This is a genomic window from Candidatus Bathyarchaeota archaeon (assembly GCA_026014725.1).
GTDB lineage: Archaea > Thermoproteota > Bathyarchaeia > Bathyarchaeales > Bathycorpusculaceae > Bathycorpusculum.
The window spans coordinates 102,148-126,652 of record JAOZHV010000052.1; the positions used below are offsets into that span (position 1 = coordinate 102,148).

Here is a 24,505-nt window from a genome sequence, read left to right on the forward strand (position 1 = left end):
AAGTATTGTTGAGTTACCAAAAAGTAGGTAACCCTATAAAAAGCTTTAACGGAACTAAAGTTTAATTTATCGTTCGCGTTTGCCTGCTATCCACTCTTCTGTCCATTGGCGAGCTTGGTTGTCGGGGATTTGAATTGGCGGGTGCTTAAACGCGTAAGCAGGCATACTAAGCAAGGCGCCTGCGATTTTGCGGTCCAAAGCGATTTTTGCTGCGCGGATGAGATCAATTACGACTCCTGCGCTGTTTGGTGAATCTTCGACTTCTAGTTTAACGCTGATGTTGATGGGGCGGTCGCCGAATTTTCTGCCTTTAAGCGAGATATAACAGATTTTCTTGTTGTCTAGAAAGCCGACGAAGTCTGAGGGACCAATGCGTGTGGGAAGCTCGTATGGGACAAGGCTGGTGACTGCTTCGGTTTTGCTGATGCGTTTGGATTTTAAGCGGTTCTCCACGGTCATATTTTGAAAGTCGGTGTCGCCGCCGAGGTTAAGCTGGTAAGTTTCGTCAACGATTACGCCTCTGTCTAGGCATAAACGTACAAGCGTACGGTGCAGGATGGTTGCGCCGACTTGGCTTTTGATGTCGTCGCCAAGGACGGGTAAGCCTGCGTTTTCGAATCTTTTTGGCCACTCGCCCGATTTGTCGCTGCCGATAAATTCGGGCATACAGTTCACGAAAGCGCATCCTGCATCAATTGCGCATTGAGCGTAAAATCGGACTGCGTCGTGGCTACCAACTGGGAGGTAGTTGACGAGAACGTGAGTTCTTGTTTCCTTTAGAATGTTGACAATGCTTTCTTTGGTGGTTTTGCTGTCGTCGTAAACGTTGAATGTTTGCCGCATGTGGGGTGCTACGCCGTCGAGAATGATTCCAGGCGATACTTTGACACCTAAGTTGGGGACATCTGCGAATTTTTCGCAACAGTTGGGTTTTATCCAGATGGCTTCTGAGAGGTCTTTTCCGATTTTGTCTTTGTTAACTTCAAAAGCCGCGACAAATTTTATATCGCTTATGTGATAGCCGCCAAAGTTGACGTGCATGAGCCCTGGGACTGTGGTGTCTGGTTTTGCGTTTTTGTAGTATTGTGTTCCTTGTATTAGGGCTGATGCGCTGTTGCCAACGCCAACTATTGCTACTCGAATTTCAGGCATGATGGTAATCATCCGATTCGTTGATTTAGTTTAGGCTTACGTTAGGGTGCGCTATAACTTTTTCCTAGAGAATTGCTAATGTTTCTGTTAAAGTTGATGGCGTTGAGATGGACATCTGCAGAGCTTCTCTTATTGGAGTGATTACGAGTCGACATGAAACCATCCAGGGAAAGGTTTCTTGCTCTGCAACTACCTTGTCCCCCCATAAAGAATAAAATACATGTTTTAACTTGATTTTTGCGATTAAACGAGAAATAAAGGCAAAAGTGGATTATTGTTTTTTCTTTAATTCTTCTCGTATTCGCTCAAGGTACTTGGGGTCTTCCCTGAGCACCTTGGGAATGTAGTTGCATGCTGGGTCTGATTCAAACAGGTCGCCCGTGTAGAATTCAGCGCGTGTTCTGCATCCGCCGCAGATTTCTCGGTACTCACAGACGCCACATCTGCCCTTGAGGTTACTTTTGTCGCGAAGTTTAAGGTGGAACTCGCTTTTCTGCAGGTCATCCCAAGCTTGACGCAGGGAAGTGTTCTTAACGTTGCCGACGCGGTAGCCTTCGTGGAAGCCGCAGCTTCGGTAGTCACCGTTCTCTGTGATGCCGATGTAGTTGCCGCCGATGGTGCATCTGCCGAGGTAGCCTTCGTTGAACCAGTCCCAGAAGTCCACAGAGTTTTTCTGTTTAACGATACGTGCATAGAAGGGTGAGTAAACGTTGACTTTGACTTTGCCGTAGAGTTTACGCTGTATTTCATAGATTTCGTTGAATGCATCCTCATACTGCTGAGGGGTTGGCGCGAGGTCTTCCATATTTTCGCCTGCTCTGCCGACGGGAACAAGGTTGTGGTAGACGACTGAGCGGGCTTTGTATTCTTCCGCCAGCGCTGCTGTGTGCGCCATCTGGTGGATGTTGTATTTTGTCATGGTTGTGACTAAGCAGTCCAGCAAGCCGACGCTACTGAGTTTCTTCATGGCATGAAGAGCTTTATCATAGCCGCCTTTGCGCCTTATGCGGTCGTTTGTGTCGCGTTCGCCGTCGATGCTGATGGCTGTTTTAACGTTGTATTTTGTCAGTTTATTGAAGCGTTCTTCATCCCACGCGTAGCCGCTGGTGATTAAACTGACGTTAAGGTTATGCTGTTTCTCCGCATACTCGATAATTTCCCAAATATCAGGGCGAACCAAAGGTTCTCCACCGCTGATTCCAAACCATTGCGAGCCGAACTTTGCCATTTCGTCAACCATATGTTTGGCTTCTGCCGTGCTCAACTCTTGGTCAGCTGCATAATCTTTTACGTAACTACAATATGTACAGGTGCCGACGCAGTTCCGCGTGCACCGCCAAACCACCATAAATAATGGTGTAGTTGTAGGGTTCATTCAAATCAACAGTGAATTAGATTTGCCTAGTCGATATAAAACTTACTGAAAAGAAACGGTTTTTTAGCTTTTTAGGAAAAGGCGCAGATGCTTCCATATCTAGCGTTTCTACGCTTGGAAGATTGCTTATTAATGTGTTAATTTTGTTGCTCTATTTTTCGGTATTTTCGCCTGTTTTGGATAAGCCCTTCAATGGTGAAAACAATCAGCGCTAAGCCTGTTATGAGCATTAACAGGACAAAGAAGACTTTGAACTCGTAATTTTCAACTGGATAATGAAGAAAGAAAACTATGGCTTCTATGATGAAGACTCCTAGAAAAACCAGAGAATAACGCCATATCTGGGGAATTAAACGGCTTCCTATCCAGACGTAACCTGCAATAGACGCTTTAGTTTTAATGGTGTATTCACCATATGCGTTCTTCTGCAGATAGCCTATGTCTTCAAGTTTTTGGAGGTGTCTGTATGCAACGCTGGGGCTACTAAGGTTCACGCCTTTCATGACATCTCTGGGTCCAACGGGTTTGCCTTTTCTTACAACATACAAGTAAACATCTTCGGTTAATCCCTCAAGTTCTATGTCAGCATTAGTCACGTTTAAGCCTCGCAAGCAAGAGACAATTTGCGATTTACACGTATTAGCTTTACTTAAAAGCAGTTTTGCCACTGGTAACAATTTGTTTACAGCAGACTAATTACAAGGTGCAAAAGAGGACAAGTTTGCCCCTGAGAAAGAAAAATGCTTGTTAATTTTTAATTTTCATAAACTTTTTGCTTCCATATTAAACACATGATGTCTCAAGGAAAGTCTTATAAAACCTATTAACGCTAAAAGGAATTAGAAATCAAGGAGATTGTATAGAGAATGTCTTCAAAACCAAAAGATTATTCGTGGATGACTAAAGATAAACTAATGACCTACACCTTCTTTGCCCTCCTCGCAATAGCAATTGTAACCATAGTCATGTGGTGGGGCGTATCCTCCTCAGACATGATGACTGGTGCAACGGTAGGTATGGACTTTGGATTAACAGTATTAATCAACTGCCTTATTGCAATAGGCATTGCAGTAGGCATAGATGTATTGCTAAACAAAGTCACCGTCGATAGTCCCCTCAACATTATGTCTGCTGCAGTTTTTGGCTTGATTGTTGCAATGTCTTATTCTGTTGGAGAACCAGTGATGCGCGCAAGCGAAGTGCTTCCATTGGTTGGTCCTCAATCATTCATCTACGTTGCGCTCATAACTGTCGTCGGTATGGTACTGTTCAAAAAACTCCAAGGCTTAAAAAGAAAATACGTCAACCCAGCCGCAGCCGCAAAACTTCTGGTTCTTGCTTTCGTTGGAATCTTTACAGTGCTTATCCCAGCTGACCACCTCCTCTCAGGTGGATTACAAGTGCCTTCATTAGCAGGTCCAGTCGGCTATGATGTAATAGGCGGAAACGGTGCTGCCGGATTTGGCTTTTACGTGTACAGTTGCTTTGCTAACCCAATGTTACAACTTCCAAGTGCTGTTTCACAATCTGACGTGTTCAACTTGCTGTTCCTACAAAAGTTCCACGGCTGGCCAGGTGGCGCTTCAAGCATCGCTGTAATAGTCGTTGGCATCGTACTGTTCGCTCTTCTACGTCGGTACATAAAATGGAGAATTACCGCAGCATACTTTGCCTCAGTAGCAGTGACAGCCGTCATATTGAACTTCGTGTTCCCAGGCGGCGACTTACTGTTAAGGCTCGGCTTTAGCCTATTCGTAGGAAGCTCAATATTCCTAGCGTTCTTCATGGCAACCGACCCCGCATCAACACCGTTAACATATTTAGGTCAGATAATATTCGGCGTAGGCTTAGGAGTGCTGACAGTTCTGTTGCAAACTGTGGGTTTCTTTGGCGGTTCAATCTTAGCACTAGTCATAATGAACCTCACGTCACCTGTCTTAGACCGCGTAGGCAAACTAAAGCCAGCAACTGAAAAGAAAGAGCCAAAACTACCCAAAGCCAAAGCATTTGCAGCTGAGAAAGTCAAAGTTTACGACTGCATAAGATGCGGTGCCTGCATGAGAGTTTGTTGCCACAATCTTAGCCCAATACTGATCAAACAAGCATTTGACAAACAAAACTTCGATGCCATGATTAAACTCAACGCTGACTACTGCGATGGCTGTGGACACTGCAGTTTCGTATGCCCCTCAAGAATCGATTTGAAAGGTAGTGTACTTAGAGCAAAAGCAATGCTACGACAGCAATAAAGAACTTCAATTCCCTAACCTTTTCTTTTATTATTGGTCTACCCGCATGCTTAAAACCCAATCGAAGACTTTTGCCGCCTAAACATCCATACCGAGCTTCACAGCATTAAGCTTATAAACTCGCCACAACGTAAATAAGTCAAGGGATAAAAATTGGAAGAAAATAAATTCAAGCTAAAAAACCTATTTGATGCCATTGTTATACCGATAATTCTGGTAATACTCATCTTCGTCTTCGCAGTTTACATCAACGTAGGCGGACAACACCACATCCTTGGTGCTACCAACGTAATCGCTGTTATCTTGGTTAACGGTTTTGCTCAAATGATTGTTCTCGGTGTCCCACTGGTTCTAGGTTTGCTGTGGAATAAATGGGCAGGCGGAGCGGCAGGCTTCATCATGGGTGGCATATACTACTTAGCAAACGCGGGTCAATATAATGGACTATATGCAATGGGCGGAATGGTTCAGGTAACAATTCCACTGACCAACGACACAATAGCTGGAATTGCAAACGGTACTATCACCTCTGTTACTGGCAGCGGTTATTCAGCGGTGCCTTACAACTTTTTCGGCGACATAAGCATGCTCTTCTACCTCGTCAACGCTGTCATAATCGGCTACATTGCAGGTTCGCTCAGTGGCGGATCCACAAACTTCAAACGAATGCTAGGCGCAGGCTTAACCGCATCTCTGATAACCGCAGTCATTCAAGCATTTATGAACTACAACGTCTCGCTTGGCGATCCAACTGACCCGTATTCTGCAAGAGGTATGGCAGTAGCCCAATGGGCAAACGATCCTCTGATGGCAATCGTGACAGGTTTCGTTCCAAGCATTGCCTTGGGCATAATAGTACCTGTTCTCGCTAAAGTCATGACTTGGTATGGCATTCAGCCACAGAAACACTAAGAAAAATTCCCCCTTCCTTTTCTTTTCTGTTCACGCTTATGACGTTCCGCAGAAATTTTTTTTGAAAGTCTTTTAGCTCGGAAACAAATAGAAAAGCGAGGTAATACACGCTTAGGCAAAAACAAAAATGAAGAAAAAATGAAGAAAATTAGGCGTGTTTAGGCGCAAATTCCCATGCGATATTGCCTTTCCAAACTTCACCCTGCTTAGTCAACCTAATCTCGTTTTCATCAATCTCGATTAAGCCTTGGTCTTTTAGTTTTTGCAGTTGCGCTGGAAAGACCTTTTCGGGGATTGTGTTGAATTTTTCCATGAATTCTTTTTTGCTCACGGGCAACCGCAGGTACAGGCGCGTCATGGTTCTTCTCATCATATCCTCTTGTGTTGATTCTGACAGCCTGCAAATGGGCAGTTTACCAGACGCCACCGTCGCCATGTAGTCGTGTATGTTTTCGAGGTTTGAGTAAGAGAACCTTTGAAGGTAACCCATGAAGCATCCAGCCCCTGTGGTTAGTATGCCTCCCCATGGCCAACCGTTTAGGCAGTTCTCACGCATGTGCCACTCCACGCGGCTGTAGCGGTCGTGACCAACCGCTTTGTATCCTGCTTCAGTTAGCATCTTGTAAGCGGTAAGGTACATTTGCTTTTCATACTCCGCATCTCCTGGCGGCGGAGAAACACCTGTCTTTATCATCTTCTCTAAAAGCGTGCCTGGGTCAACGTGTAGTGAATAAGCATCTATTTCAACATCTAACTCAATGGCTTTCTTTAGCGTAGCAATCCAGCTTTCCATTGTCTGCCCAGGCAAGTTATACATCAAATCAACACAGACGCATAAGCCAAGCTTTCGTGCATGTCGAATGGCTTTTTCCACGTCTGCCGCGCTGTCTGGCAGACAAAGCATTTTGCGTAGTTTGTCATCAAAAGTTTGAGCGCCCATGTCCATCTGGTAAACGCCGTACTCGGCAAGTTTGTCAATTTTTTTGAGGGCAAGGGTCTTTGAGGAACCCGTGACTTTGATGAAGTACTCATCATTAGTGTTAAAGTTCGCTTTACAAAAATCGATGAGGTCAATCATCTGTTCAGCCGTCAAAACGCTTGGGGTTCCGCCGCCCAAGACGATTTCGTCAAATACGCTTGTTTTGACGTATTTTGTTTTAGCGTACATAGCCAACTCTTTTTTGAGCAAGTCAAGATAAGGCTCAATTTTGACTTTGCTGGTTGCAGTTGTTGGGAAATAACAGAAAGCGCATCTTGAGTCGCAAACAGAAATCCAAGGTTGCAACTCCATCAACCTGCCAGAAGTATTCTCAGTGTTTAGAAATTCCATGAATGCTTGATATGTTTCAGGTTTGATGTCTGGGTAATCCCTGTAGGTGTATGGGGGCCAGTTTTCTCGTGAACCGTAAACTTCTGGCTCAGAGGCTTTTGTCATTTTAGTGATTCGGTCCTTTTTGATTTGTAGGTTTACAACGGTTCGTAGGCATAATAAAGTTTACGTTAAAAAGCCGTAACTTGAAAATTCAGCATCAGCAACCTCTTCTCTATTGTTTAAACAGTAAATAGGCAGGGCACAGTGTATAATTGCCAGCTTTTTGATTGAGCTAATGCTTAGCTGTCATGTTGTCAGTGGATACTTTCCACTTAGAATTATAAACAAAGTTCCGAATAAATGGTCTTATGCTAAGGCAGCTGGGCTGAAAGGGCTCTGGAAAGGCTATGATGAAAATAAAGCCCATGCATCATGTTTTTACATTCTCCTGTAAAGTGTTCCAGAGCCTCAGCAAACCTACATGCGTGCCATGATTCGCCAGAGGTTATAGTTTATTGCAGTTCTAACCATTATTTTGCTGTACAAGTTGCCCTTAAAGTAGCCTTTTACCGCTTGCCGCACGATGTAGCGTGGGGAGTAGAATTGGTTGTAGAATTTCTTTCGCATTTCCGCTATGTCTTTAGCGGGCAGGTTGGGGTCTTCAAAGATAGGGTTCATCGTGTTGTAGAGTTTCCAGTCCTCTGCCATTTTCCACCCGTTCTTCTCAACGAGTTCACGAAGGGCAGTGCCGGGGTAGGGTGTGGCGTGGCAAAGCCAAACATCGTCGGGTTCGGCTCTGCGGACAAAATCAAGCGTCTCCTGCAGGGTTTCTCTTGTCTCGCCTGGATAGCCTAAGATGACTGATACTGTAACGAACATGCCTGCTTCTTTTGCCCATTTAATCGCGTTATCGCATTGTTCGTTGGTGACGCCTCTTTTTAGGATGGCGCGCATTTGGGGGCAACCTGACTCTATGCCGAACATGATTTCGTCACAGTGTGCTTTGCCCATTTTGGTTAGGAGTTCTTTGGTGACTACGTCTGCGCGGGTTCCGCATCCCCATCGCAGGTTAATTTTGCGTTCAATCATGCCGTCGCAGATTTGTGTGGCCCTATGTTTATCGAAAGTTAATGTGTCGTCTTGGAAAGCTACGCCTTCAGCGCCGTATTCGTCTCTGAGCCATTCCAGCTCGTCAAGAACGTTCTTTGGGCTTCGGGCTCTAAACTGTGCCCCAAACATTTGCGAGGCAACGCAGAAAGTGCATTGGAAGGGGCATCCCCTGCTGGTTATAACCGACAACAATTTTTGTCCTGCAATCCAGTATTTTTCGATAGGAACAAACTTGTAAGCGGGACGAGGCAACGCGTCGAGGTTTTGGATGAAGGGTCGAGGGGCTGTTCGGATGATTTCGTTGCCTTTCCTAAACATTATGCCTTTAACATCAGCGAGTTTCTGCAAACTCGGTTGCTTGGCAAGTTCTAAGAGGGTTTCTTCTCCTTCACCATGCACTATGAGGTCAACTGATTTCTCAGTAGCAAGGATTTCTTTGCCTGAAAAAGTTGCGTGTGGTCCGCCCATAATGATTTTTGCGTCTGGACACGCCTCTTTAGCTAAACGTGCAGCTTTGAAAGCTGACTCAATCGTAGGTGTCATGGAGCTGATGCCGACGATGTCTGGCTGAAAGGCTGCTATTTCAGCTTGGAGTTTTTCATGACTAAATTGCAGGACGGGGGCGTCAATGATTTTTACTTCAAAACCGTTTTGGTCCAAAACTGCCGCCATGTAAGCTAAGCCCAACGGCGGAAAAAGTGGGTGGTGACCGATTCCTTGTAGAAGCGGTGGAGTAACGAGGACTATTTTTTTGTTTGGGTTCATTTCACCATACACGCGTGCAGAGGGGTTAATCGGGGTGGTTGGTCATCCGATTAGGTATAGCTTAGCCAATGTTTTTGGGACTTTTGAACTTTACGTTACCTGAAAGTTTTTCGTAAATTATGAGGGTTGACCTAAAATTGGCTCTTTAAACTCAAGCGATTTGTTTGGGCTTGGTTCTAAAGAACACTAAACCAGCCGCCACAAGAACCGTCAAAACCCCAAGGAAAGCAAATGTGACATAAACTAGTGGAGAGGTTTCAGACGCTTGTTGTTCAACAGGTAAGGAGTCGAAGGCGTATATCATGTGGTCGTAGGAGCCAACGTAAACTCCCTCCGCAGATATTCCAGGTGAAGAGACAACTTGTCCGCCTGTAGCATAACTCCATTTGAAACCGCCATTCCCTGCATCAAGAGCATAGAGTTTGCCGTCATATGAGCCAAATAGTACCGTTCCATCCGCTACTGCTGGCGATGACGCAACTTCTCCACCCGTCATGTAATCCCACACAAGTTTGCCGTCGGAAGCACCAAGGCAATACAACTTTTTGTCGTCTGAACCAACGTAGACTTTGCCGTCTGCAATGGCGGGAGACGAAGAAACAGCGCCGCCAGTCGTGTAATTCCAAATCTGTTGCCCCTTTGAAGCATCTATCGCGTATATGTTATGGTCGTAGGAACCCACGTACAATACGCCGTTTGATATGGCAGGCGAAGACACAACGTATCCACCTGTGGCAAATTTCCATAGAAAGTCACCGTTTAGAGCATCAAGCGCATATACGTTGCCATCGTTTGAACCAATATAGAGTACGTTATTGACGATAGCTGGTGAGGACACCATTATCTGGTCGCCTGTCGTGTAATTCCAAACCAAGCTACCATCCGAAGCATTCAGGGCGTAGATGCTGTAGTCCTCTGAGCCTATATACACTACGCCTTCGTAGACCGCGGGTGAAGAAACAATTGCGAATCCAGTGAGGTAGCTCCAAATGTAAGCGCCTGTTTTTGCATCTAAAGCGTAGACTTTGCCGTTGTAAGAGCCCACGTAAAGCACTCCGTCCGCAATTGCTGGGGCAGAAAACATGACCATGTCTCCAGTGTCATAGCTCCAGACCACCGTGTTGTGTAGTTCCCAATCGTAGCCAACCATGCCTGTGGAAGCATTCAAACAGTACACTTTACCATCATGGGAACCGACATAAACTAAACCATCCGCGACCGTTGGCGAGGAATCAACTGGGCCTCCCGTTGCAAATCTCCAAACAAGTTTGCCGTCTTGCGCGTTTAAGGCGTATAGTTTTCCATCCCACGAACCCACATATACTCTGCCTTGAGCTACCGTGGGCCAAGAAATCACCATGTCATCTGTTATAAAACTCCATATGAATTCTCCATCAGTAGCGTTTAGAGCATACACTTTGCCGTCATCAGACCCTACATAAACCACGTTGCCCTGAACGGTTGGTGAAGAGGCAACGCCTCCGCCTGTTTTGTAACTCCAAACCTTTGTGCCATCTGACGTCTTGAGAGCGTAAACGTGGTTATCCAGAGACCCAATGTAGACTATACCGTTTGAAACATAAGGTGAAGAGTAGATGTCGCCTCTTGTTGTGAAAGACCATTTTAGTGTGCCGTCGAAAGCGTTTATGGCATAAATGTTGTTATCCATCGAACCAACGTAAACTACGCCGTTAGCAACGTATGGTACAGAAACGATTATGTCGCCTGTCTCATAGCTCCAAACAAGTTCGCCATCAGTAGCGTTTAGAGCGTAGAGCTTTTTATCCAATGAGCCAACGTACACTATGCCCCCGCTTACAGTGGTGGAAGACAGCATTATCGGCGCTCCAGTGGCATAACTCCATAAGCGTTCTCCAGTTGTAAGTTTCAAAGCGTAAACGTTGTTGTCCTCTGAACCAAAATAGACTACGCCGTCAACAATGAAGGGGTCAGAATCAACATAATACCCAGTAGTGAAACTCCAAAGTTTCTTGCCATTGCTGGCGTTTAATGCATAAAGGTTGTGGTCCTCTGAACCAACACAAACAACGCCGTTTGCAACTGCGGGGCGAGAAATCACTATCCCGCCTGTAGTGTAGTTCCAAATAACTTTGCCTGTAGCAACGTCGAAAGCGTAAACCTTGTGGTCATACGAACCCACGTACACTACGCCATCAACAACGGTGGGCGAACCTACTTGGCCGCCTGTGTTGAATTTCCACAACGTCTGATTCGTTTGGGGTACACGTGCATTTGAGTAGCCGTCATGAGCAAGGTTACGGCGGAACATAGGCCACGAGTTCTCGTTTAGTTGGTTCTCTGCAAAGGCAACGCTTGGAACTAAAAAGAGCGCCACTAAGAGGAGGCAGATGATTTTTTTCCCATTCATTTCTACTCTTAATTATTCTTCGCTGGTATTGCTTATAAGATATTTTGTAAAATAAAGGGAGCGAAGAAAAAAGTGTTTACGCTATTTTTTACGCAGAGCCTCTGGAATGTAGGCGCAAGCGGGGTCAGATTCCGCTATGTCGCCCGTGTAGGCGTAAGCTCGGTTTCTGCATCCGCCGCAGATTTCGCGGTACTCGCAAACTCCGCATTTGCCCTTTAGCACGTTTCGGGCTTGGAATTTGTTGTAGTAGGGTGATTGTTTGACTTCTTCCCAGGCGGTAGTTAAGCTTTTGTTTCTTATGTTGCCCAGCATTAACGGTTCAGAAGGCTGCAGGTCTGTGTAGAAGCAGGGGATTAAGTCACCGTTTTCTGTTACGCTCAAATATCCGCCGAAGGCGAAGTAGGTGCATTTACCATGGAACTCCTTCTCGTACCACTCGTTAAACTGTGCCTCAGGGATTCTTTGTTTTACAACTCGGGCAAAATGTGGGCAATGAACGTGCACTTCAAATTTGCCTCTGTACTTTTCTGTGATGTCCCAAATGTGATTCAAAACCCACTCGTACTGTTCAGGTGTGGGGGTCAGTTCCATGGTGGATTTTGCTCTGCCACTGGGCACCAAGTGATTGTACCAGACGAAGTTAGCATGGTATTTGTCAGCTAATTCGGCAACGTGGTCAAGGTACTTGTAGTTTACGGTCGTTATTGCACAGGCTAAGCCGTTTAGGATTTTGCCCTTGGAAAGTTTTTCGATGGCTGCCAACGCTTTCTTGTACGAGCCTATTCCGCGCAGTTGGTCGTTGATTTCTTCTGGCCCGTCAATGCTGACAGATGTCCAAACTTGGTTTTTCACCAAATTATCGTATATGTCGCCGTCAACAAAGCATCCGTTGGTTAATAGGCACACGTTTAAGCCTTTGCTCTTAGCGTAAGTCACAATCTCAAAGATGTCTTTGCGCATGAGCGGTTCGCCACCTTTTATTCCGAACCATCTTACGCCGAACTTGTGCACTTCATCAACCAAATGGAACGCTTCTTGCGTAGTCATTTCTCTTGGAGCATGTTGACCTGTAGCATCAACATTGCAGTATCTGCATCGAGCGTTGCAGGCTCCTGTTGCTCTCCAAGAAGTCATAAGTAAAGGACCTTTATGCGTCAAGGTAAAACCAACCCCAAATTCTCTTCAATGATTGATTGTTTAACGTTTCTTTTCAACCTAAAAAAGATTATGCGCTGACTTCTTATTTTCATTTACGATGTTTTTTAGCAATTATAGCTTGCTGGAATATTTGCTGAAAGCGCATTTCTGCTGGATTCAGTAAAGCTTATACTCAAATAAACTTATGAATATGATTGGGCAAGGAATCGAAGTATCTCTTGACAAGAATCCATATGTTGCCCATGAATATGCGGGGGTAAACTACAATAAGAAAATTCCCAATCATAGCAATTCTATCTTTCTTGTTGCTTTCATCAGTTTACGCTCCAATTTCACTCTACCAAACGAACTCTGTTAGTGCACAAGTTAACGCTTCAAACAGCGCGGTTTTGAACCAGTATGATTGGCCCCAGTTCCAAGGCGATTCCTCTTACGCTCGGTTTTCAGCAGGCCCCGCCCCCAACAAATTCTCAATCTTGTGGGAAACTAACATGACTGAAATTCAACCCTACATCTCAGCGTTCAACGGAAAAATCTACGCCTGCAACCACACGCACGCTTTAGCGCTTGACCAAACAGGAAAAATCGTGTGGGGAACAGCTTTTCCTGAACGTACAACGTGGCCTGTCGCCTACAAAATCGATGATTCACACATGGTAGTGGAGAACTATTGTTTTAACCCCGAAACAGGCGCTCTGCTGTGGACCAGCACTGATTTTAATGCTTTCACAGGCATCTTCAACAGCAACGTCTACAGCCCCGAAGAAAAAATGTTCTACACCAAAGTCGGCTCCTACATAGAAGCTTGGGACTTCTCAAACCCAGCAAAACCGCCAACACGAACGTGGAGAACCTACATACGCGGCGGCGGCATAACAGGCATCGGAACTGCATACGGCGACGGCAAGGTTTTCACTGGCTCGTTTGAGAACCAGCAGTTGGCGCTTGATGCCAAAACAGGCGATGTTTTATGGACAACCCTGACCAAGGGTCCAATGGTTTTCACGGGTGCTTACTCTGATGGCAGATACTTCAAGGGAGGCACAGACGACAACACAATGTACTGCTTTAACGCCACAAACGGCGAAATCCTCTGGACATACAAACCTGACACAAACGGCTACTTCGTCACAGGCTGCGCTGTAGCATACGGCATGGTTTATGAAATGAACAAAGACGGTTTCCTCTACGCTTTCGATGTGGAAACAGGCGAGGTAATGTGGAAGTACAAGGGTCCAAACGATTCGCTCATGTGGCCTGGAATGCCCACAGTTGCAGACGGCAAACTCTACGTGACAACAGGGCAATCCGCCCAGTACAATGCTCCTGAAGGCATATCCGAGTTCTCTTGTTTAAACGCTTTCACAGGTGAAACTATTTGGTCACTTACCTTAGAAGCGTTGCCACCACGAGAATCTGTTGCCATTGCTTACGGCATGTTGCTTATGATTCCAGGTGACGTAACAACAGCGGTTGATACGATTTCAGGAACCGAGTACACTACAGCTAACCAGATATGGGCAATTGGAGAGAAATCGGTTCCCGTTAGTTCTTGGCCTATGTGGCGTGCTGACCCAGTCCACTCGTCTACAGCGCCAATTGGTCCAGCAAACCTTTCTTTGACTTGGAAGTTTGAAACAAAAGGCTCAGTTATTTCTTCACCAAGCGTAGTGGACGGCATAGTCTACTTTGGCTCTCAAGATAAGAACATATATGCCATCGGCGCATGGAGCGGCCAGTTGATTTGGAAATATGAAACCTTGGCACCCATCGAATCTTCCCCTGCAGTTGTGAACGGCAGAGTTTACACGGGAGGCGACGACGGCTACGTTTACTGTTTAGATGCATACAAGGGCACGCTAATCTGGAAAACATTTGTAAACGGCGATTTACCTTTCACCTTCGGCAACTTGGTTTTGAAATCTTCACCTGCAGTTGCTGACGGCATAGTTTACGTCGGTTCCTTAGACAATTACACGTATGCTATTAACGCAAACAACGGCGACATCGTGTGGAAAACCAAAACTGAAGGTCCAGTTTCGTCTTCACCAGCGGTAGCTGGGGGTGCTGTCTACATATTGTCTGAGGAACCCCAGACAGGAGCTTTCTACAAGTTTGATGCCAAAACTGGCGATGTAATCTGGAAGAAAAAGTTCCCCTACCGAATTTCCTTTGCCGGCGGTACCCAAATGATGGGTTCTCCATCCGTCGCTGATGGCATGGTGTTTGCAATGTCTAACTGGGGCGATTACTTCTGCATAGACACCCAAACTGGCGCGATAAAGTGGACTTTTTCAAACCCGACAGCCAGCGAGTTTATTGTTTCTTCACCCATTTACGTTGACGGCAAAGTTTTCGTCATTGACAAATTCAACTTGGCATGTCTCGACGCAACCAACGGTTACACCATTTGGAGTACGTATACAGGCGACGAGTTGTATGTTGCTCCTTCTTATGCTGACGGCAAAGTCTACATGGTAACGAGTCAACGTAACATATTCGTCCTAGACGTAACCAATAACGGTACAAAAATCGCGACTGCCACCACAGGCTCCAGCAGTTGGTCATCGCCAACTATAGCTAACGGAAGATTGTATGTGGGATGCCACGACTGGAATGTTTACTGCTACTCCGAATCATACACTCAAGGTGAAAGCACACCTGCTCCTACATCTACGCCAACACCGTTCGAGTTGCCCTCTGAATACATGGTTTTAATTGCAGTCGCAGTCATCATAGTTGTCATCTTTGTTTCTGTCGGCTACTTTGTTTTGAAACGGGCTAACATCTCCCTTTCAAACCGCTTCTCCGAGAAACCCACTGATTAAAAGTACTCCTGCTCAGCGCGCTCTTAACTTGAAGAAACCGATTTTCTGGTCACAATTGACAGAACCCGAACATATTTGGAGCATATTAGAAACTCTATGCAGAAACCTATAGGGGGTGGGTTACTATTGGTGATTTTGGCGGTCAATAGCATGTTGAAAACTTGTTGTCACGTTATTCTGAAAACGCAACTTAAACGTAGCGGTGTTGTCGGATTTCGTAAACGCTTAATAAGTTAACATGTTTAGTCTAACATCCAAAACAATTCAAACTCGCTTGGATGTTAAAGCAATGAAAGTTGTTGTTCACTGGAGCGGCGGAAAAGACTGCTGCACAGCACTCCACAAAGTAATCGAGCAGGGACACGAAGTAGCATGCTTGGTTACGTACATTTACATGGATCCCTACATTTTCCACAGCTTCAAAGTCATAGAGCTGCAAGCGAAAACGCTGGGGCTTCCGCACCAGTTTGTAAAAATCACAGACAACCGTTATGACGATATTATGGGTACCCTTGAACGGCTACATAAAGAAGAAGGCGTCGAAGCCATAGTCACAGGCGACATCGACAACGTCCATCATAGGCGCGTGTGGAAAGACGCTTGCAAAAAATTAGGCGTCAAACTCTTAATGCCGCTTTGGGATAGACCGCTCAACCTGATTCCAGGCAGTCGCTACCGCAAGCGAATCATGGAAATTGAGCAGTCAACAGGAGTTAAAGCAATCCTGAGCTGCATTGACCAAAGATACTTCACGCAGGATTGGCTGGGGCGCTGGATTGACAGGAAATGCATCGAAGACATGAAGCCCCTCGTTGGTCCAGCAGGTAAAGGAATAGATGTCTCAGGCGAGCCTGGCGAGTACCACTCAACTTCACTTGATGCGCCATTGTTCAAGGAACGCATTGAAATAACCAAATTCACCAAGAAAAGCAAAGTGGTTGATTTTGGAGGCTCGCCCTTCAGAGAGGGAAACTTTCTCTATATGGATATTGAAGAAGCCGTTCTTAAACCCAAAAACCAAAACACCCCTTCCCTAAAACAGTAGTTCAAGCCTTTTTTGATTGGTTTGTTTTTTTATAGTAGAAGAAGAGAGTGCCCGCCCTACTCATCATCTACCAGCAGATATTGTAAATTATTGCTTTTTTGTGTCATCGTTAGCCCCAGACTGCAGGCAGGTTGTAGCCAATTCTGCAACTTGATTAAAAATTTAAAGATTGCCGTTGACCTGTTTTATCGTAATGTTGATAAAGCGACCCTGCCCTAGAACAGTAAAGTCTGGAGTTAAGCATGGTGTCAGAAAAACAAGTTATCGGCAACCTTACACTAAACATTGTTTGGCTCTGCGGAGGAACAACCGCCGACATAACTCCAGCGCCGCCGGTAAAGTTTAAAATGGATCAAGCATGTGAAAAAATAAAAAAACAACACCTGAAAATCCGTGTGAAGTCGCCGATGATGTTGATGTTTGATTATATGAAGATGGAGATAAGCCTCTTTGACGGGGGGCGTATGCTAATCAAAAACGTCACGGACAACAAACTGCCAACAAAAGCCTACATCGAAATTCTCAAAACAATCAACGTGCCTATATAGCAAAATGGCTAGTGAAAAATCAGTTTAGTACCTTTCTTGAGGGCGCTTGCAAAGCCTTCTTGCCGAATAACGCGGATCAGCCTAGCCGCTGACTTTTGGCAGTTCCGCTGGAAGTCTCTTTGGATTTTCACAAGCATATCATAATCGAAGTCGGCAGTTTTGACGCGTGCCAAATAGTTATCCATCTGGTCATACAAGTCTTGGTTTACTACTTCATCGTAGAGTTTGCTGCCGGGGCAAGCGATGTAAATGTTGAATTGGCACCAGTCGGAATTCAAGCTCTTCGCGAACTTGAATGTGTCTTTCATGTCGTTAACTGTTTCTCCGGGGATTCCGAGCATAAATGAAGTAGCTGTTCGGATTCCAACTTGCCTGCACAACTCAAAAGTGCGTTTTACCTCTTGCAAATCGATGCCCTTGTTTAGCTTCTGCTGAATCTTGGGTGAGCCCGATTCGAGCCCAAAGAAGATGGTTTGGCAACCAGCAGACTTCATGTCAAAGAGCAATTCTTTTGAGATTAGGTCTGCTCGGGTTTCACATGTCCACTTAAGGTCTAACTTATTTTCTACAATTAGGCGGCAAAGCTCAGCTGTTCGTGTTTTGTTTATGGTAAAGTTGTCGCCGACAAAGTAGATGCCTCTTGTGCTGTAATTCGCTATCATGTGCTTTATTTCGTCTATGACTCTTTTCGGTGAAAAAGCGCGGCAAGTGGGTCCCCACAACTCTCTGGTTTCGCAGTAGGCGCATTTGTAGGGGCACCCTCGCAGTATACTCATGGTGTCAACAGGTTTAACATCCAAGTAGCTCAAGGCGCGATCATACATTTTCATCGGCAACAAATGACGCGCAGGAAACGGCACGGCATCCAAATCGGCGATGAACTCTGGTGGACTCTTAACGTTCTTGCCGTTTAGCCTAAGTGCCACGCCAGGAATCTTAGAAATTGTGCTGTCTGGTTCGCCTTTCAGGATGCTATTGGCAAGCTTTACCATTGCTTGCTCTCCTTCGCCGATGACTACGTAGTCTATTTCTTTATGCGCCAGCATGGTGTCAGGCATGTATGACGGGTGAGGACCGCCAACCACCACTCTGCAGGTTGGGCAGGCTTCCTTAACCGCCTTGGCTGTCTCGATGCATCGCTCGTACGTGAGGGAACTGCAGGTTATGCCCACAATTGTTGGCGAGCGCTTTTTGACTTCCAGCTTGACTTCTTCGATTGGTCGCTCCAGCAAGTAATTGTCATAGATTTCAGTTTGAAAGCTGCTCTTTTCTAGGGCTGCAGCAACATAGGCTAATCCCAGTGGAGGAAGCTTTCCAGCCATGCCCCAAGGCGATTTTAACGGTGGAGCAGTGGTCATCAGAAGAATCAAAGTGCTTTCTCCAAGCTTTATTTTAGTATACTGTCTGCTTTTGCCCTCACAGCTCTGCGGAAGTGCGCCAGTATTAGGCGAAATGCGCCAAGACCCCACATCTTGCCCTTCTTGAACATGCCCAAAGCACTGACAAAGTATGCTGGACTGAGGTAGAAGCTTTGGAAGGCTTGCTCTCGTATTTGGCTGAGTTCTTGCATGGTCATGTTTGGAATCTCAAACGTTGGGGTTGCCGTGTCGTACTTATCAAAGTCAGTTATTTTCAGCGAGCCGTTGGCTTTGACTTCGTCATACATGGGTGTTCCTGGGTAAGGTGTGGCTATGTAGAAGCCGACATCATTAGGGTTGAGTTCCTTGATGAACCGTATTGTTTCCCAAGCGCTCTCCTTGGTTTCGCCTGGAAAGCCCAAAATGACTCCTGCAACCGTCATTAAGCCTGCTTCTTTTGCCCACTTAAACGCGCGCCTTGTCTGCGCGAGCGAGAAGCCTTTGCCCATGCTTTCTAATTGTTTCTTTGAGCCTGATTCAACGCCGAACCAAACACCGACGCAACCTGCCTTACGCATCTTGACAAGTAGCTCTTTGCTGACCATGTCCACGCGGGTTTCACAATCCCATTTAATCTTTAAACCTCGGCGGTGTATCTCGTCGCAGATTTCTTCGGTTCTGGCTTGGTCTACTGTGAAGGCGTCGTCGTAAAATGTGAATTGGGTTGCATGATAGGTCTTGTGCAGATACTCTAGTTCGTCAACTACGTTTTTTGGGCTTCGCATGCGGTATTTTCTGCCGAACATTCGGACAGCAGTGCAGAAGTTACACCAGAACACACAGCCTCTGCTTGTCATCACAGGGTAAGGTATCGAACCGTACTTGCGGAGATTATCACTGTGCTTCCAAAGATGCAGTGCTGGGAAAGGCAAGCTGTCGAGGTCTTCCAAAAAGGGGCGGTCAGGGTTCCTCTTGATTTTGTTGTCTTCCCTGCAAGTTGTTCCTACAAGGTCGTGGAAGGCTTGATGGTTTTCCACTCTCTGGGCGAGTTCAAGCATTGTTTGTTCTCCTTCACCTCTTACGATAACGTCTAAGGCTGGCTCTTCCTGCAATGCCTTGTCATCCCAGAAAGTGACATGTGACCCGCCGATTGCTGTTATGCAGTTTGGGAAAACCTCTTTTGCACTTTTTGCGATTTTGAGGGCTGACTTGTAAGTGAGTGTGGTGGAGGTGATGCCGACTATGTCAGGTTTAAATTTAATGAGTTCTTCTCTGACCTGTTCGTGGGTAAGGTTGTATGCTTGGCAATCAACCACGTTAACTTGAAAATTGTTCTTGTGCAATACCGCGCCCAAGTAACCAAGACCCAGTGGCATGAACGCTGGATGCTGATGCGAACCAACTGGGTAGGGTGGATTGACAAGAGTTATGCGAGTTTTCATTGCGCTTCCCTAGGCAATAGGAGTTTACATATTTGGGGTTCATTTACTTTATGCAAAACTAATCGAGTTCTCAACAACGGCGTTTCCATCAAGTTACCAGCCCTTTTGGAGTTTCTTTTGGCTTCAAGAACGCTTCTTTTATGTCCATGTAGAGCCAGTTTCTCTTCCAATTCTTCGCTTTCTCCTTCTTGGTTTTCTTTTTGAATTTGCTAACGACTAGCGAGTCTTTAAAGAAAGGCGCATCCACAATCGTCGTGTGGTATCCTTGTCCGTCTTCGCTGGACACGTCTATGCCTTTTTCATCTGCCAACTGCTTTAGCTCTTTAATGGAGTTGCTGTCGATGGTGCGTCCTAACCATTCTTCGCCAAAAAAGTCCGTGTTGATGCAGTTGAGCATGGGTTTTAAGCCAGCGTCAACCACTTCCTTGAGAACGTCATAGGTGTCGCCTGAAGGATTCTCTAGCGGCATCATGAAAGCCATGCCTGCTTGTTTTGCCATGCTCTCGTAATAGCTTGAGTGGACGATGGCGCATCCTGCGCCTACGATGTCGCCTGTAACCATGCCTTCGACGCCTTCTTCATCGTGCAATTTGACAAGAGTTTTGAGGATGTCTTCGTATGACTTCTTAATTTTGACCCGTTTCAGGGGCACGCCTAAAGTTTTGGATTGGAGCTCCATCAGTTTGAAGCTGTGAAAGACGTAATCTCTCATGTACTCGTAGGTGAGAAGGTAAGCAACCTCATGTCCCTGCTTGAGGACTTTGTGGTAAGCTAAACAACATTCTTTTCCTCCGCTCCAGTGGACAACTAATTTCATTTTGAACGCCTTCTGCTGGAAAAAGGCGGGTGGAACCGCTATAAAGTTTTGCATTAACCAGCAGTAATCAGTCAAATCAGCAAAAATAGCAACAAAATGTTAACCATGACATTTTGAGTTAAAGCTATAAACTGCCAAATAATCAAAACTAAGCAAACATTCAAAGAGAGAGCCACCGTGACACACAGCCAGCTAAACCAAACATGCGGCAACGAGGAGAAGCAAATTTGATTCTTTTAATGACCACAGCGCCCCCTGAAAGCGGCGCATGGTACCTTGGAAAACGCTTGCCTCCGATAGGTTTAATGTACATTGCCGCGTCGCTTGAGAAAGCTGGCTTTGAAGTGCAGATGCTCGATAACTACCTCATGAAAAAATCAATCGCTGAAGTTAAGCAGTTGGTCGCGAAGCTTAATCCGCAAATTGTAGGTATCACATGTGGCTCAGCAACTTACGCACGCTGCATAGAAACCGCCAGAGCCATAAAAGAAGTCTTGCCTAACTGCAGAATCGTCGTGGGCGGATGGCATGCTTCCTATGAACCTGACAGTTTGCTGGCGAACCCAGAAATCGATTATGTTGTTATGGGGGAAGGCGAGAGAGCCATCACACAACTTGCCACCTGCATCACTAACGGCAACGAACCCGCCGCCATGACAATCGCTGGCGTTGCATTGAGGCGGCATGGAAAAAACATCAAAAACCCGCCTAAATTCATCGAAAACATGGATGAACTTCCTTACCCAGCAAGGCACTTGTTGCCGCTTGAACTCTACGACAGAACCATAGAATACCTAAACGTGAAGCCCGCGGATGTCATGAGCATCTCACGCGGGTGCGTCTACAACTGTGGCTTCTGTGAAACAAGAAAACTTTGGGGCAACATCTGCCGAGGCTTCAGCCCGCAAAGGGTTATCGGTGAAATGCAGGATTTAATGAGTAAATACGGCACGAAAGGCATCTATTTTATCAACGACAACTTTACGCTCAGAAAAAAAGAAACCCTGGAATTATGCGAATTAATGGTCAAAAACAAATTGGATTTAGAGTGGGTTTGCGACACACGCGTTGACCTCGTCAACCAAGAACTCCTAGAAAAGATGAGCAGAGCAGGATGCAAGACAATCTGGTTTGGCGTTGAATCAGGCTCAGAAAGAATGCTGCAACGGATTGGCAGAAACACAACGCTGAAGCAGATAGAAACCGCTTTTGAGCTTTGCCGCAAAAACAGAATACAAACCGCCTGCTCGTTTATGCTTGGCATGCCTGATGAGACGCTCAAAGACATGGAGATGTCGCTTAGGTTCGCTAAGAAGTTGAATCCTGACTGGTGTTTGTTTAACGTTTTCATCGCTAACCCAGACAGCAGGCTCTACCAAGAAGTGCTTGAATCAGGAAAATACGATAAACTTGACGATTTCTTGCTGAGTGTGAAAACTGAAGAGTTCGATTACAACTCGCTTCTGGAAATCCAGCGAAGGTATTTTAGGGAATTTAACATGTCGCCAAAGCAAATAATCAAGCGAGTGAGGCGTGAAGGCGTTATCAACTTTGCAAAAAGAAGGCTCAATCCTAAAGCGCCAAAACGTGTTGGAATCGCTTAACAGTTTTAGCACTATTTTTTTGCTATCCAATAACTCATTTCAGGTCTACATAGCAACCGATACAAGTAGAATAACGCGTTTGGGAACATTGCACCGTTTAGGTGGTAATCTGCCCTCTCAAACCGTTCGAAACCTGCTTGTTTGAACGTTTGAGCTATTGCATTGTGGTTTATGGCGTGCTCTTTTTTGTGCCAATAATCAGACAGCGTGTAATCGATTGAGGGCACCCTTAAGCCTGTGATTTGGAAGTAAAAACTGTTGATTAAGGGGTTCGAGTGGAAGTAGAGGCTCTTTACGAGTTCAGCTAGGCTACTGGGCTCGTTCTTCCAGTAAAAAGGCGAAGCCTCATGGTCAATGTAAATTACTCCGCCTTTCTTTAGTAAACCGCAAAGTGTTCGAAGCGCGGCAAGGTAATCGGGCAAGTGATGAAGCACCGAATAACCCACTATCAAATCAAACGCACCTTTTGTGAAGTTTAGGTCTTCGATTGGCGAGTTAATCACTGTGAGTTTGTCGTTGAGGTAGGCGAGGTACTTTTTCTTGAGGATGGCACACATTTCGGCTGAGATGTCTATGGCTGTGACTTTGTAGCCCATCTGTAGCAGTTTACCTGTTAAGTTGCCTGTGCCTGCGCCAACGTCAAGTGCGTTTTTTTGGTTATCAACAATCTGCTTGTCTATCTGCTCAAGAAGCGTCTTTACTCTTTTTTGTTCGCGTTTACTGTACACTTCAGGATGAATCAGCTCGTAGTACTCAGCTTCGCTACGGTGAACCTCAATGTTGGCTTGATGGATTTTCTCTTTTAGCGTTTGGTCTTTAGGCAATACTGTTTGTGCCTTCTTCACGGTTAGGTTTGTTGAGTAATTAGTTTCCAATTAATATATTATTTTCAAAAATTCAAGAATACGCATCGCAAAATCCAAGAGGCATTCTTAACCTACAGTGTCATAAGAAAATCATCACAGCTGTCTTGTCTTTGAATTTGCTCTAAAAATGCGAAAAGTTTAAGCACAAAGCGCCGCCTTTGAGAGATAAACACCCGCGTGAAGCAAAAATGAAGCCTCATATAACATTAGTGAACCCAGCCGCGCCGCCTGCTGCTGCTATGCATTGGCCCTTTGCACTGTTAGGCTTAGGGTACTTAGGTGCAGTTTTAGAAAAAAACAACTACAAAGTTGACGTAATCGATTGCCAAATGCTTAATCTCTCTTTTGAAGACTTCAGAGCTGAGATTGCCAAGCGGCAACCCAACATTGTCGGCATGACTTCCTCCACGTTAACGTATAAATCAGGCTTGAAATTGGTGAAAATCGCCAAAGAAGCTTGCCCCAACTGTATTACAATCGCAGGTGGACCCCACGTTACCTTCTGGGACGACCATGCTCTGGAAGAGTGCCCCGAACTTGACATTGTAGTTAGGAAAGAGGGGGAAGAAACTATGCTGGAACTGGTGCAGAAGATAGAAGCGGGCGAGAGCTACTATGACGTTTTGGGCATCACCTGCAGAAAAGACGGCAAAATCCACAGAACACCAGACCGCCCATACATTGAAGATTTAGATAGCTTGCCGTTTCCAGCGCGCCACCTGTGGCCAATGGAGAAGTTCCGTGAACACGAGGATGTGTTGTATTTGGCGACTAGCAGGGGGTGCGTGTACTGGTGTGAATTCTGCGCTACTGTTAGGATGCACGGTCGCAAGTACCGCATGCGAAGCCCAAAAAACGTAGTTGACGAGATAGAGTTTCTCCACAAGACGTATGGCATGAGCAATTTCACGTTTTGTGATGACGCTTTTACCGTGGACCAGCCCAGAGTCGAGGAATTATGTAATGATATCCTAAAACGCGGCTTAAAGATAAAGTGGAACTGTGGAACACGCGTTGACATGCTAACTAAAGAACTGCTTATCAAAATGAAAGAAGCAGGTTGCATCTCAGTCTGGTTTGGCGTGGAGTCAGGTACACAACAAATGTTAGATGCCATGAAGAAAGGAATCACCCCAGAATTAACCATTAAAGTTCTAGGTTGGGTACGAGAATTAGGGCTCCAGCCAGTTCCAAACGTTATTCTCGGCTTTCCAGGAGAAACCAAAGAGAGCGCTTGGAAGACCATAAAGTTTGTTGAAAAGATATCGCCTGACGCGGTAGGCTTCTACAATGTCGCTACACCTTTCCCTGGCACGCCGATGTACGACATGGTTAAAGAGAAAGGCTGGTTGAGAGTCACAGACTTTGACTTGTACGATACTACAAGACCTACCTTTGAGACACCGTGGCTTAGCATGAAAGAACTTGGAAAACTCCGCGAAGGCGCTTTTCACCATTACTATTTGCGTAGAGCGTACTTCTTTGATAAGAAAAGACGGTTTAAGCTGTCTACAGCATTGATTGTGGCGATGAACCTAATAGCAGACATCAAGCTAAAACTTCGAAGAAACTAAA

The 24,505-nt window shown here is 45.6% G+C and carries 18 protein-coding genes; 7 read left to right on the forward strand and 11 right to left on the reverse strand.

Annotated features, from left to right (window positions below):
• Window positions 1–66: 66 nt before the first annotated feature.
• The 3 genes from NWE95_10950 to NWE95_10960 form a co-directional block, all read right to left on the reverse strand.
• Window positions 67–1,152, reverse strand: a complete 1,086-nt coding sequence (locus tag NWE95_10950; GenBank protein ID MCW4004416.1) for an inositol-3-phosphate synthase — start codon at window positions 1,150–1,152, stop codon at window positions 67–69.
• 271 nt (window positions 1,153–1,423) lie between these two features.
• A complete protein-coding gene (locus NWE95_10955; protein MCW4004417.1) occupies window positions 1,424–2,527 on the reverse strand; it encodes a radical SAM protein in 1,104 nt (367 codons plus the stop codon).
• Between the two features lie 137 nt (window positions 2,528–2,664).
• The gene (locus NWE95_10960) at window positions 2,665–3,123 is read right to left on the reverse strand and encodes a hypothetical protein (protein ID MCW4004418.1); all 459 of its coding nucleotides are present in this window, start codon (window positions 3,121–3,123) and stop codon (window positions 2,665–2,667) included.
• Between the two features lie 270 nt (window positions 3,124–3,393).
• Here NWE95_10960 and NWE95_10965 point away from each other — a divergent pair, with 270 nt between their 5' ends.
• Together NWE95_10965 and NWE95_10970 are read left to right on the forward strand one after the other, a co-directional pair.
• Window positions 3,394–4,776 carry an RnfABCDGE type electron transport complex subunit D gene (locus NWE95_10965; GenBank protein ID MCW4004419.1) on the forward strand — a complete coding sequence of 461 codons (1,383 nt, stop codon included), beginning with the start codon at window positions 3,394–3,396 and terminating at the stop codon, window positions 4,774–4,776.
• 153 nt (window positions 4,777–4,929) lie between these two features.
• Window positions 4,930–5,688, forward strand: coding sequence for a hypothetical protein (locus tag NWE95_10970; protein ID MCW4004420.1), 759 nt, complete (start codon window positions 4,930–4,932; stop codon window positions 5,686–5,688).
• Between the two features lie 148 nt (window positions 5,689–5,836).
• Here the strand turns inward: NWE95_10970 and NWE95_10975 are convergent, their stop codons facing one another.
• The 4 genes from NWE95_10975 to NWE95_10990 all read right to left on the reverse strand — a co-directional run bounded on the left by NWE95_10975 (window position 5,837) and on the right by NWE95_10990 (window position 12,398).
• A complete protein-coding gene (locus NWE95_10975; GenBank protein ID MCW4004421.1) occupies window positions 5,837–7,123 on the reverse strand; it encodes a coproporphyrinogen III oxidase family protein in 1,287 nt (428 codons plus the stop codon).
• Between the two features lie 354 nt (window positions 7,124–7,477).
• On the reverse strand, window positions 7,478–8,875 hold the full coding sequence (locus NWE95_10980) for a cobalamin-dependent protein (GenBank protein ID MCW4004422.1): 1,398 nt from the start codon (window positions 8,873–8,875) through the stop codon (window positions 7,478–7,480).
• A 151-nt stretch (window positions 8,876–9,026) separates the two neighbouring features.
• Window positions 9,027–11,264, reverse strand: a complete 2,238-nt coding sequence (locus NWE95_10985; protein ID MCW4004423.1) for a PQQ-binding-like beta-propeller repeat protein — start codon at window positions 11,262–11,264, stop codon at window positions 9,027–9,029.
• A gap of 81 nt (window positions 11,265–11,345) precedes the next feature.
• Window positions 11,346–12,398: a radical SAM protein gene (locus NWE95_10990; protein MCW4004424.1), complete on the reverse strand. Its 1,053-nt coding sequence runs from the start codon at window positions 12,396–12,398 to the stop codon at window positions 11,346–11,348.
• Window positions 12,399–12,913: 515 nt separating this feature from the next.
• Here NWE95_10990 and NWE95_10995 point away from each other — a divergent pair.
• The 3 genes from NWE95_10995 (at window position 12,914) to NWE95_11005 (ending at window position 16,843) form a co-directional block, all read left to right on the forward strand.
• Window positions 12,914–15,250: a PQQ-binding-like beta-propeller repeat protein gene (locus NWE95_10995; GenBank protein ID MCW4004425.1), complete on the forward strand. Its 2,337-nt coding sequence runs from the start codon at window positions 12,914–12,916 to the stop codon at window positions 15,248–15,250.
• A 289-nt stretch (window positions 15,251–15,539) separates the two neighbouring features.
• A complete protein-coding gene (locus tag NWE95_11000) occupies window positions 15,540–16,295 on the forward strand; it encodes a diphthine--ammonia ligase (protein ID MCW4004426.1) in 756 nt (251 codons plus the stop codon).
• A gap of 242 nt (window positions 16,296–16,537) precedes the next feature.
• Entirely contained in the window at window positions 16,538–16,843 is a 306-nt protein-coding gene (locus tag NWE95_11005) for a hypothetical protein (GenBank protein ID MCW4004427.1), read from the forward strand.
• A gap of 8 nt (window positions 16,844–16,851) precedes the next feature.
• Here the strand turns inward: NWE95_11005 and NWE95_11010 are convergent, their stop codons facing one another.
• The 3 genes from NWE95_11010 to NWE95_11020 form a co-directional block, all read right to left on the reverse strand.
• On the reverse strand, window positions 16,852–18,312 hold the full coding sequence (locus NWE95_11010; GenBank protein MCW4004428.1) for a B12-binding domain-containing radical SAM protein: 1,461 nt from the start codon (window positions 18,310–18,312) through the stop codon (window positions 16,852–16,854).
• The gene (locus NWE95_11015) at window positions 18,231–19,643 is read right to left on the reverse strand and encodes a B12-binding domain-containing radical SAM protein (GenBank protein ID MCW4004429.1); all 1,413 of its coding nucleotides are present in this window, start codon (window positions 19,641–19,643) and stop codon (window positions 18,231–18,233) included. Before NWE95_11015 ends, NWE95_11010 begins: the two co-directional genes overlap by 82 nt.
• 88 nt (window positions 19,644–19,731) lie before the next feature.
• A complete protein-coding gene (locus NWE95_11020; GenBank protein ID MCW4004430.1) occupies window positions 19,732–20,460 on the reverse strand; it encodes a hypothetical protein in 729 nt (242 codons plus the stop codon).
• A 227-nt stretch (window positions 20,461–20,687) separates the two neighbouring features.
• Between NWE95_11020 and NWE95_11025 the strand changes: the two genes are divergently transcribed.
• On the forward strand, window positions 20,688–22,064 hold the full coding sequence (locus NWE95_11025) for a B12-binding domain-containing radical SAM protein (GenBank protein MCW4004431.1): 1,377 nt from the start codon (window positions 20,688–20,690) through the stop codon (window positions 22,062–22,064).
• Window positions 22,065–22,075: 11 nt separating this feature from the next.
• Here the strand turns inward: NWE95_11025 and NWE95_11030 are convergent, their stop codons facing one another.
• Window positions 22,076–22,939, reverse strand: a complete 864-nt coding sequence (locus NWE95_11030; GenBank protein MCW4004432.1) for a class I SAM-dependent methyltransferase — start codon at window positions 22,937–22,939, stop codon at window positions 22,076–22,078.
• Between the two features lie 149 nt (window positions 22,940–23,088).
• Between NWE95_11030 and NWE95_11035 the strand changes: the two genes are divergently transcribed.
• The gene (locus NWE95_11035; protein ID MCW4004433.1) at window positions 23,089–24,504 is read left to right on the forward strand and encodes a B12-binding domain-containing radical SAM protein; all 1,416 of its coding nucleotides are present in this window, start codon (window positions 23,089–23,091) and stop codon (window positions 24,502–24,504) included.
• Window position 24,505 lies beyond the last annotated feature (1 nt).

Bases quoted from the DNA above. Each gene is read 5' to 3' on its own strand.
- NWE95_11005 (MCW4004427.1), top strand. From the start codon at position 16,538: ATGGTGTCAGAAAAACAAGTTATCGGCAACCTTACACTAAACATTGTT.
- NWE95_10995 (MCW4004425.1), top strand. From the start codon at position 12,914: ATGACTGAAATTCAACCCTACATCTCAGCGTTCAACGGAAAAATCTAC.
- NWE95_11015 (MCW4004429.1), bottom strand. From the start codon at position 19,643: ATGAAAACTCGCATAACTCTTGTCAATCCACCCTACCCAGTTGGTTCG.
- NWE95_10990 (MCW4004424.1), bottom strand. From the start codon at position 12,398: ATGACTTCTTGGAGAGCAACAGGAGCCTGCAACGCTCGATGCAGATAC.
- NWE95_11000 (MCW4004426.1), top strand. From the start codon at position 15,540: ATGAAAGTTGTTGTTCACTGGAGCGGCGGAAAAGACTGCTGCACAGCA.
- NWE95_10965 (MCW4004419.1), top strand. From the start codon at position 3,394: ATGTCTTCAAAACCAAAAGATTATTCGTGGATGACTAAAGATAAACTA.
- NWE95_10980 (MCW4004422.1), bottom strand. From the start codon at position 8,875: ATGAACCCAAACAAAAAAATAGTCCTCGTTACTCCACCGCTTCTACAA.
- NWE95_10985 (MCW4004423.1), bottom strand. From the start codon at position 11,264: ATGAATGGGAAAAAAATCATCTGCCTCCTCTTAGTGGCGCTCTTTTTA.
- NWE95_10975 (MCW4004421.1), bottom strand. From the start codon at position 7,123: ATGACAAAAGCCTCTGAGCCAGAAGTTTACGGTTCACGAGAAAACTGG.
- NWE95_10950 (MCW4004416.1), bottom strand. From the start codon at position 1,152: ATGCCTGAAATTCGAGTAGCAATAGTTGGCGTTGGCAACAGCGCATCA.
- NWE95_10955 (MCW4004417.1), bottom strand. From the start codon at position 2,527: ATGAACCCTACAACTACACCATTATTTATGGTGGTTTGGCGGTGCACG.
- NWE95_11020 (MCW4004430.1), bottom strand. From the start codon at position 20,460: ATGAAATTAGTTGTCCACTGGAGCGGAGGAAAAGAATGTTGTTTAGCT.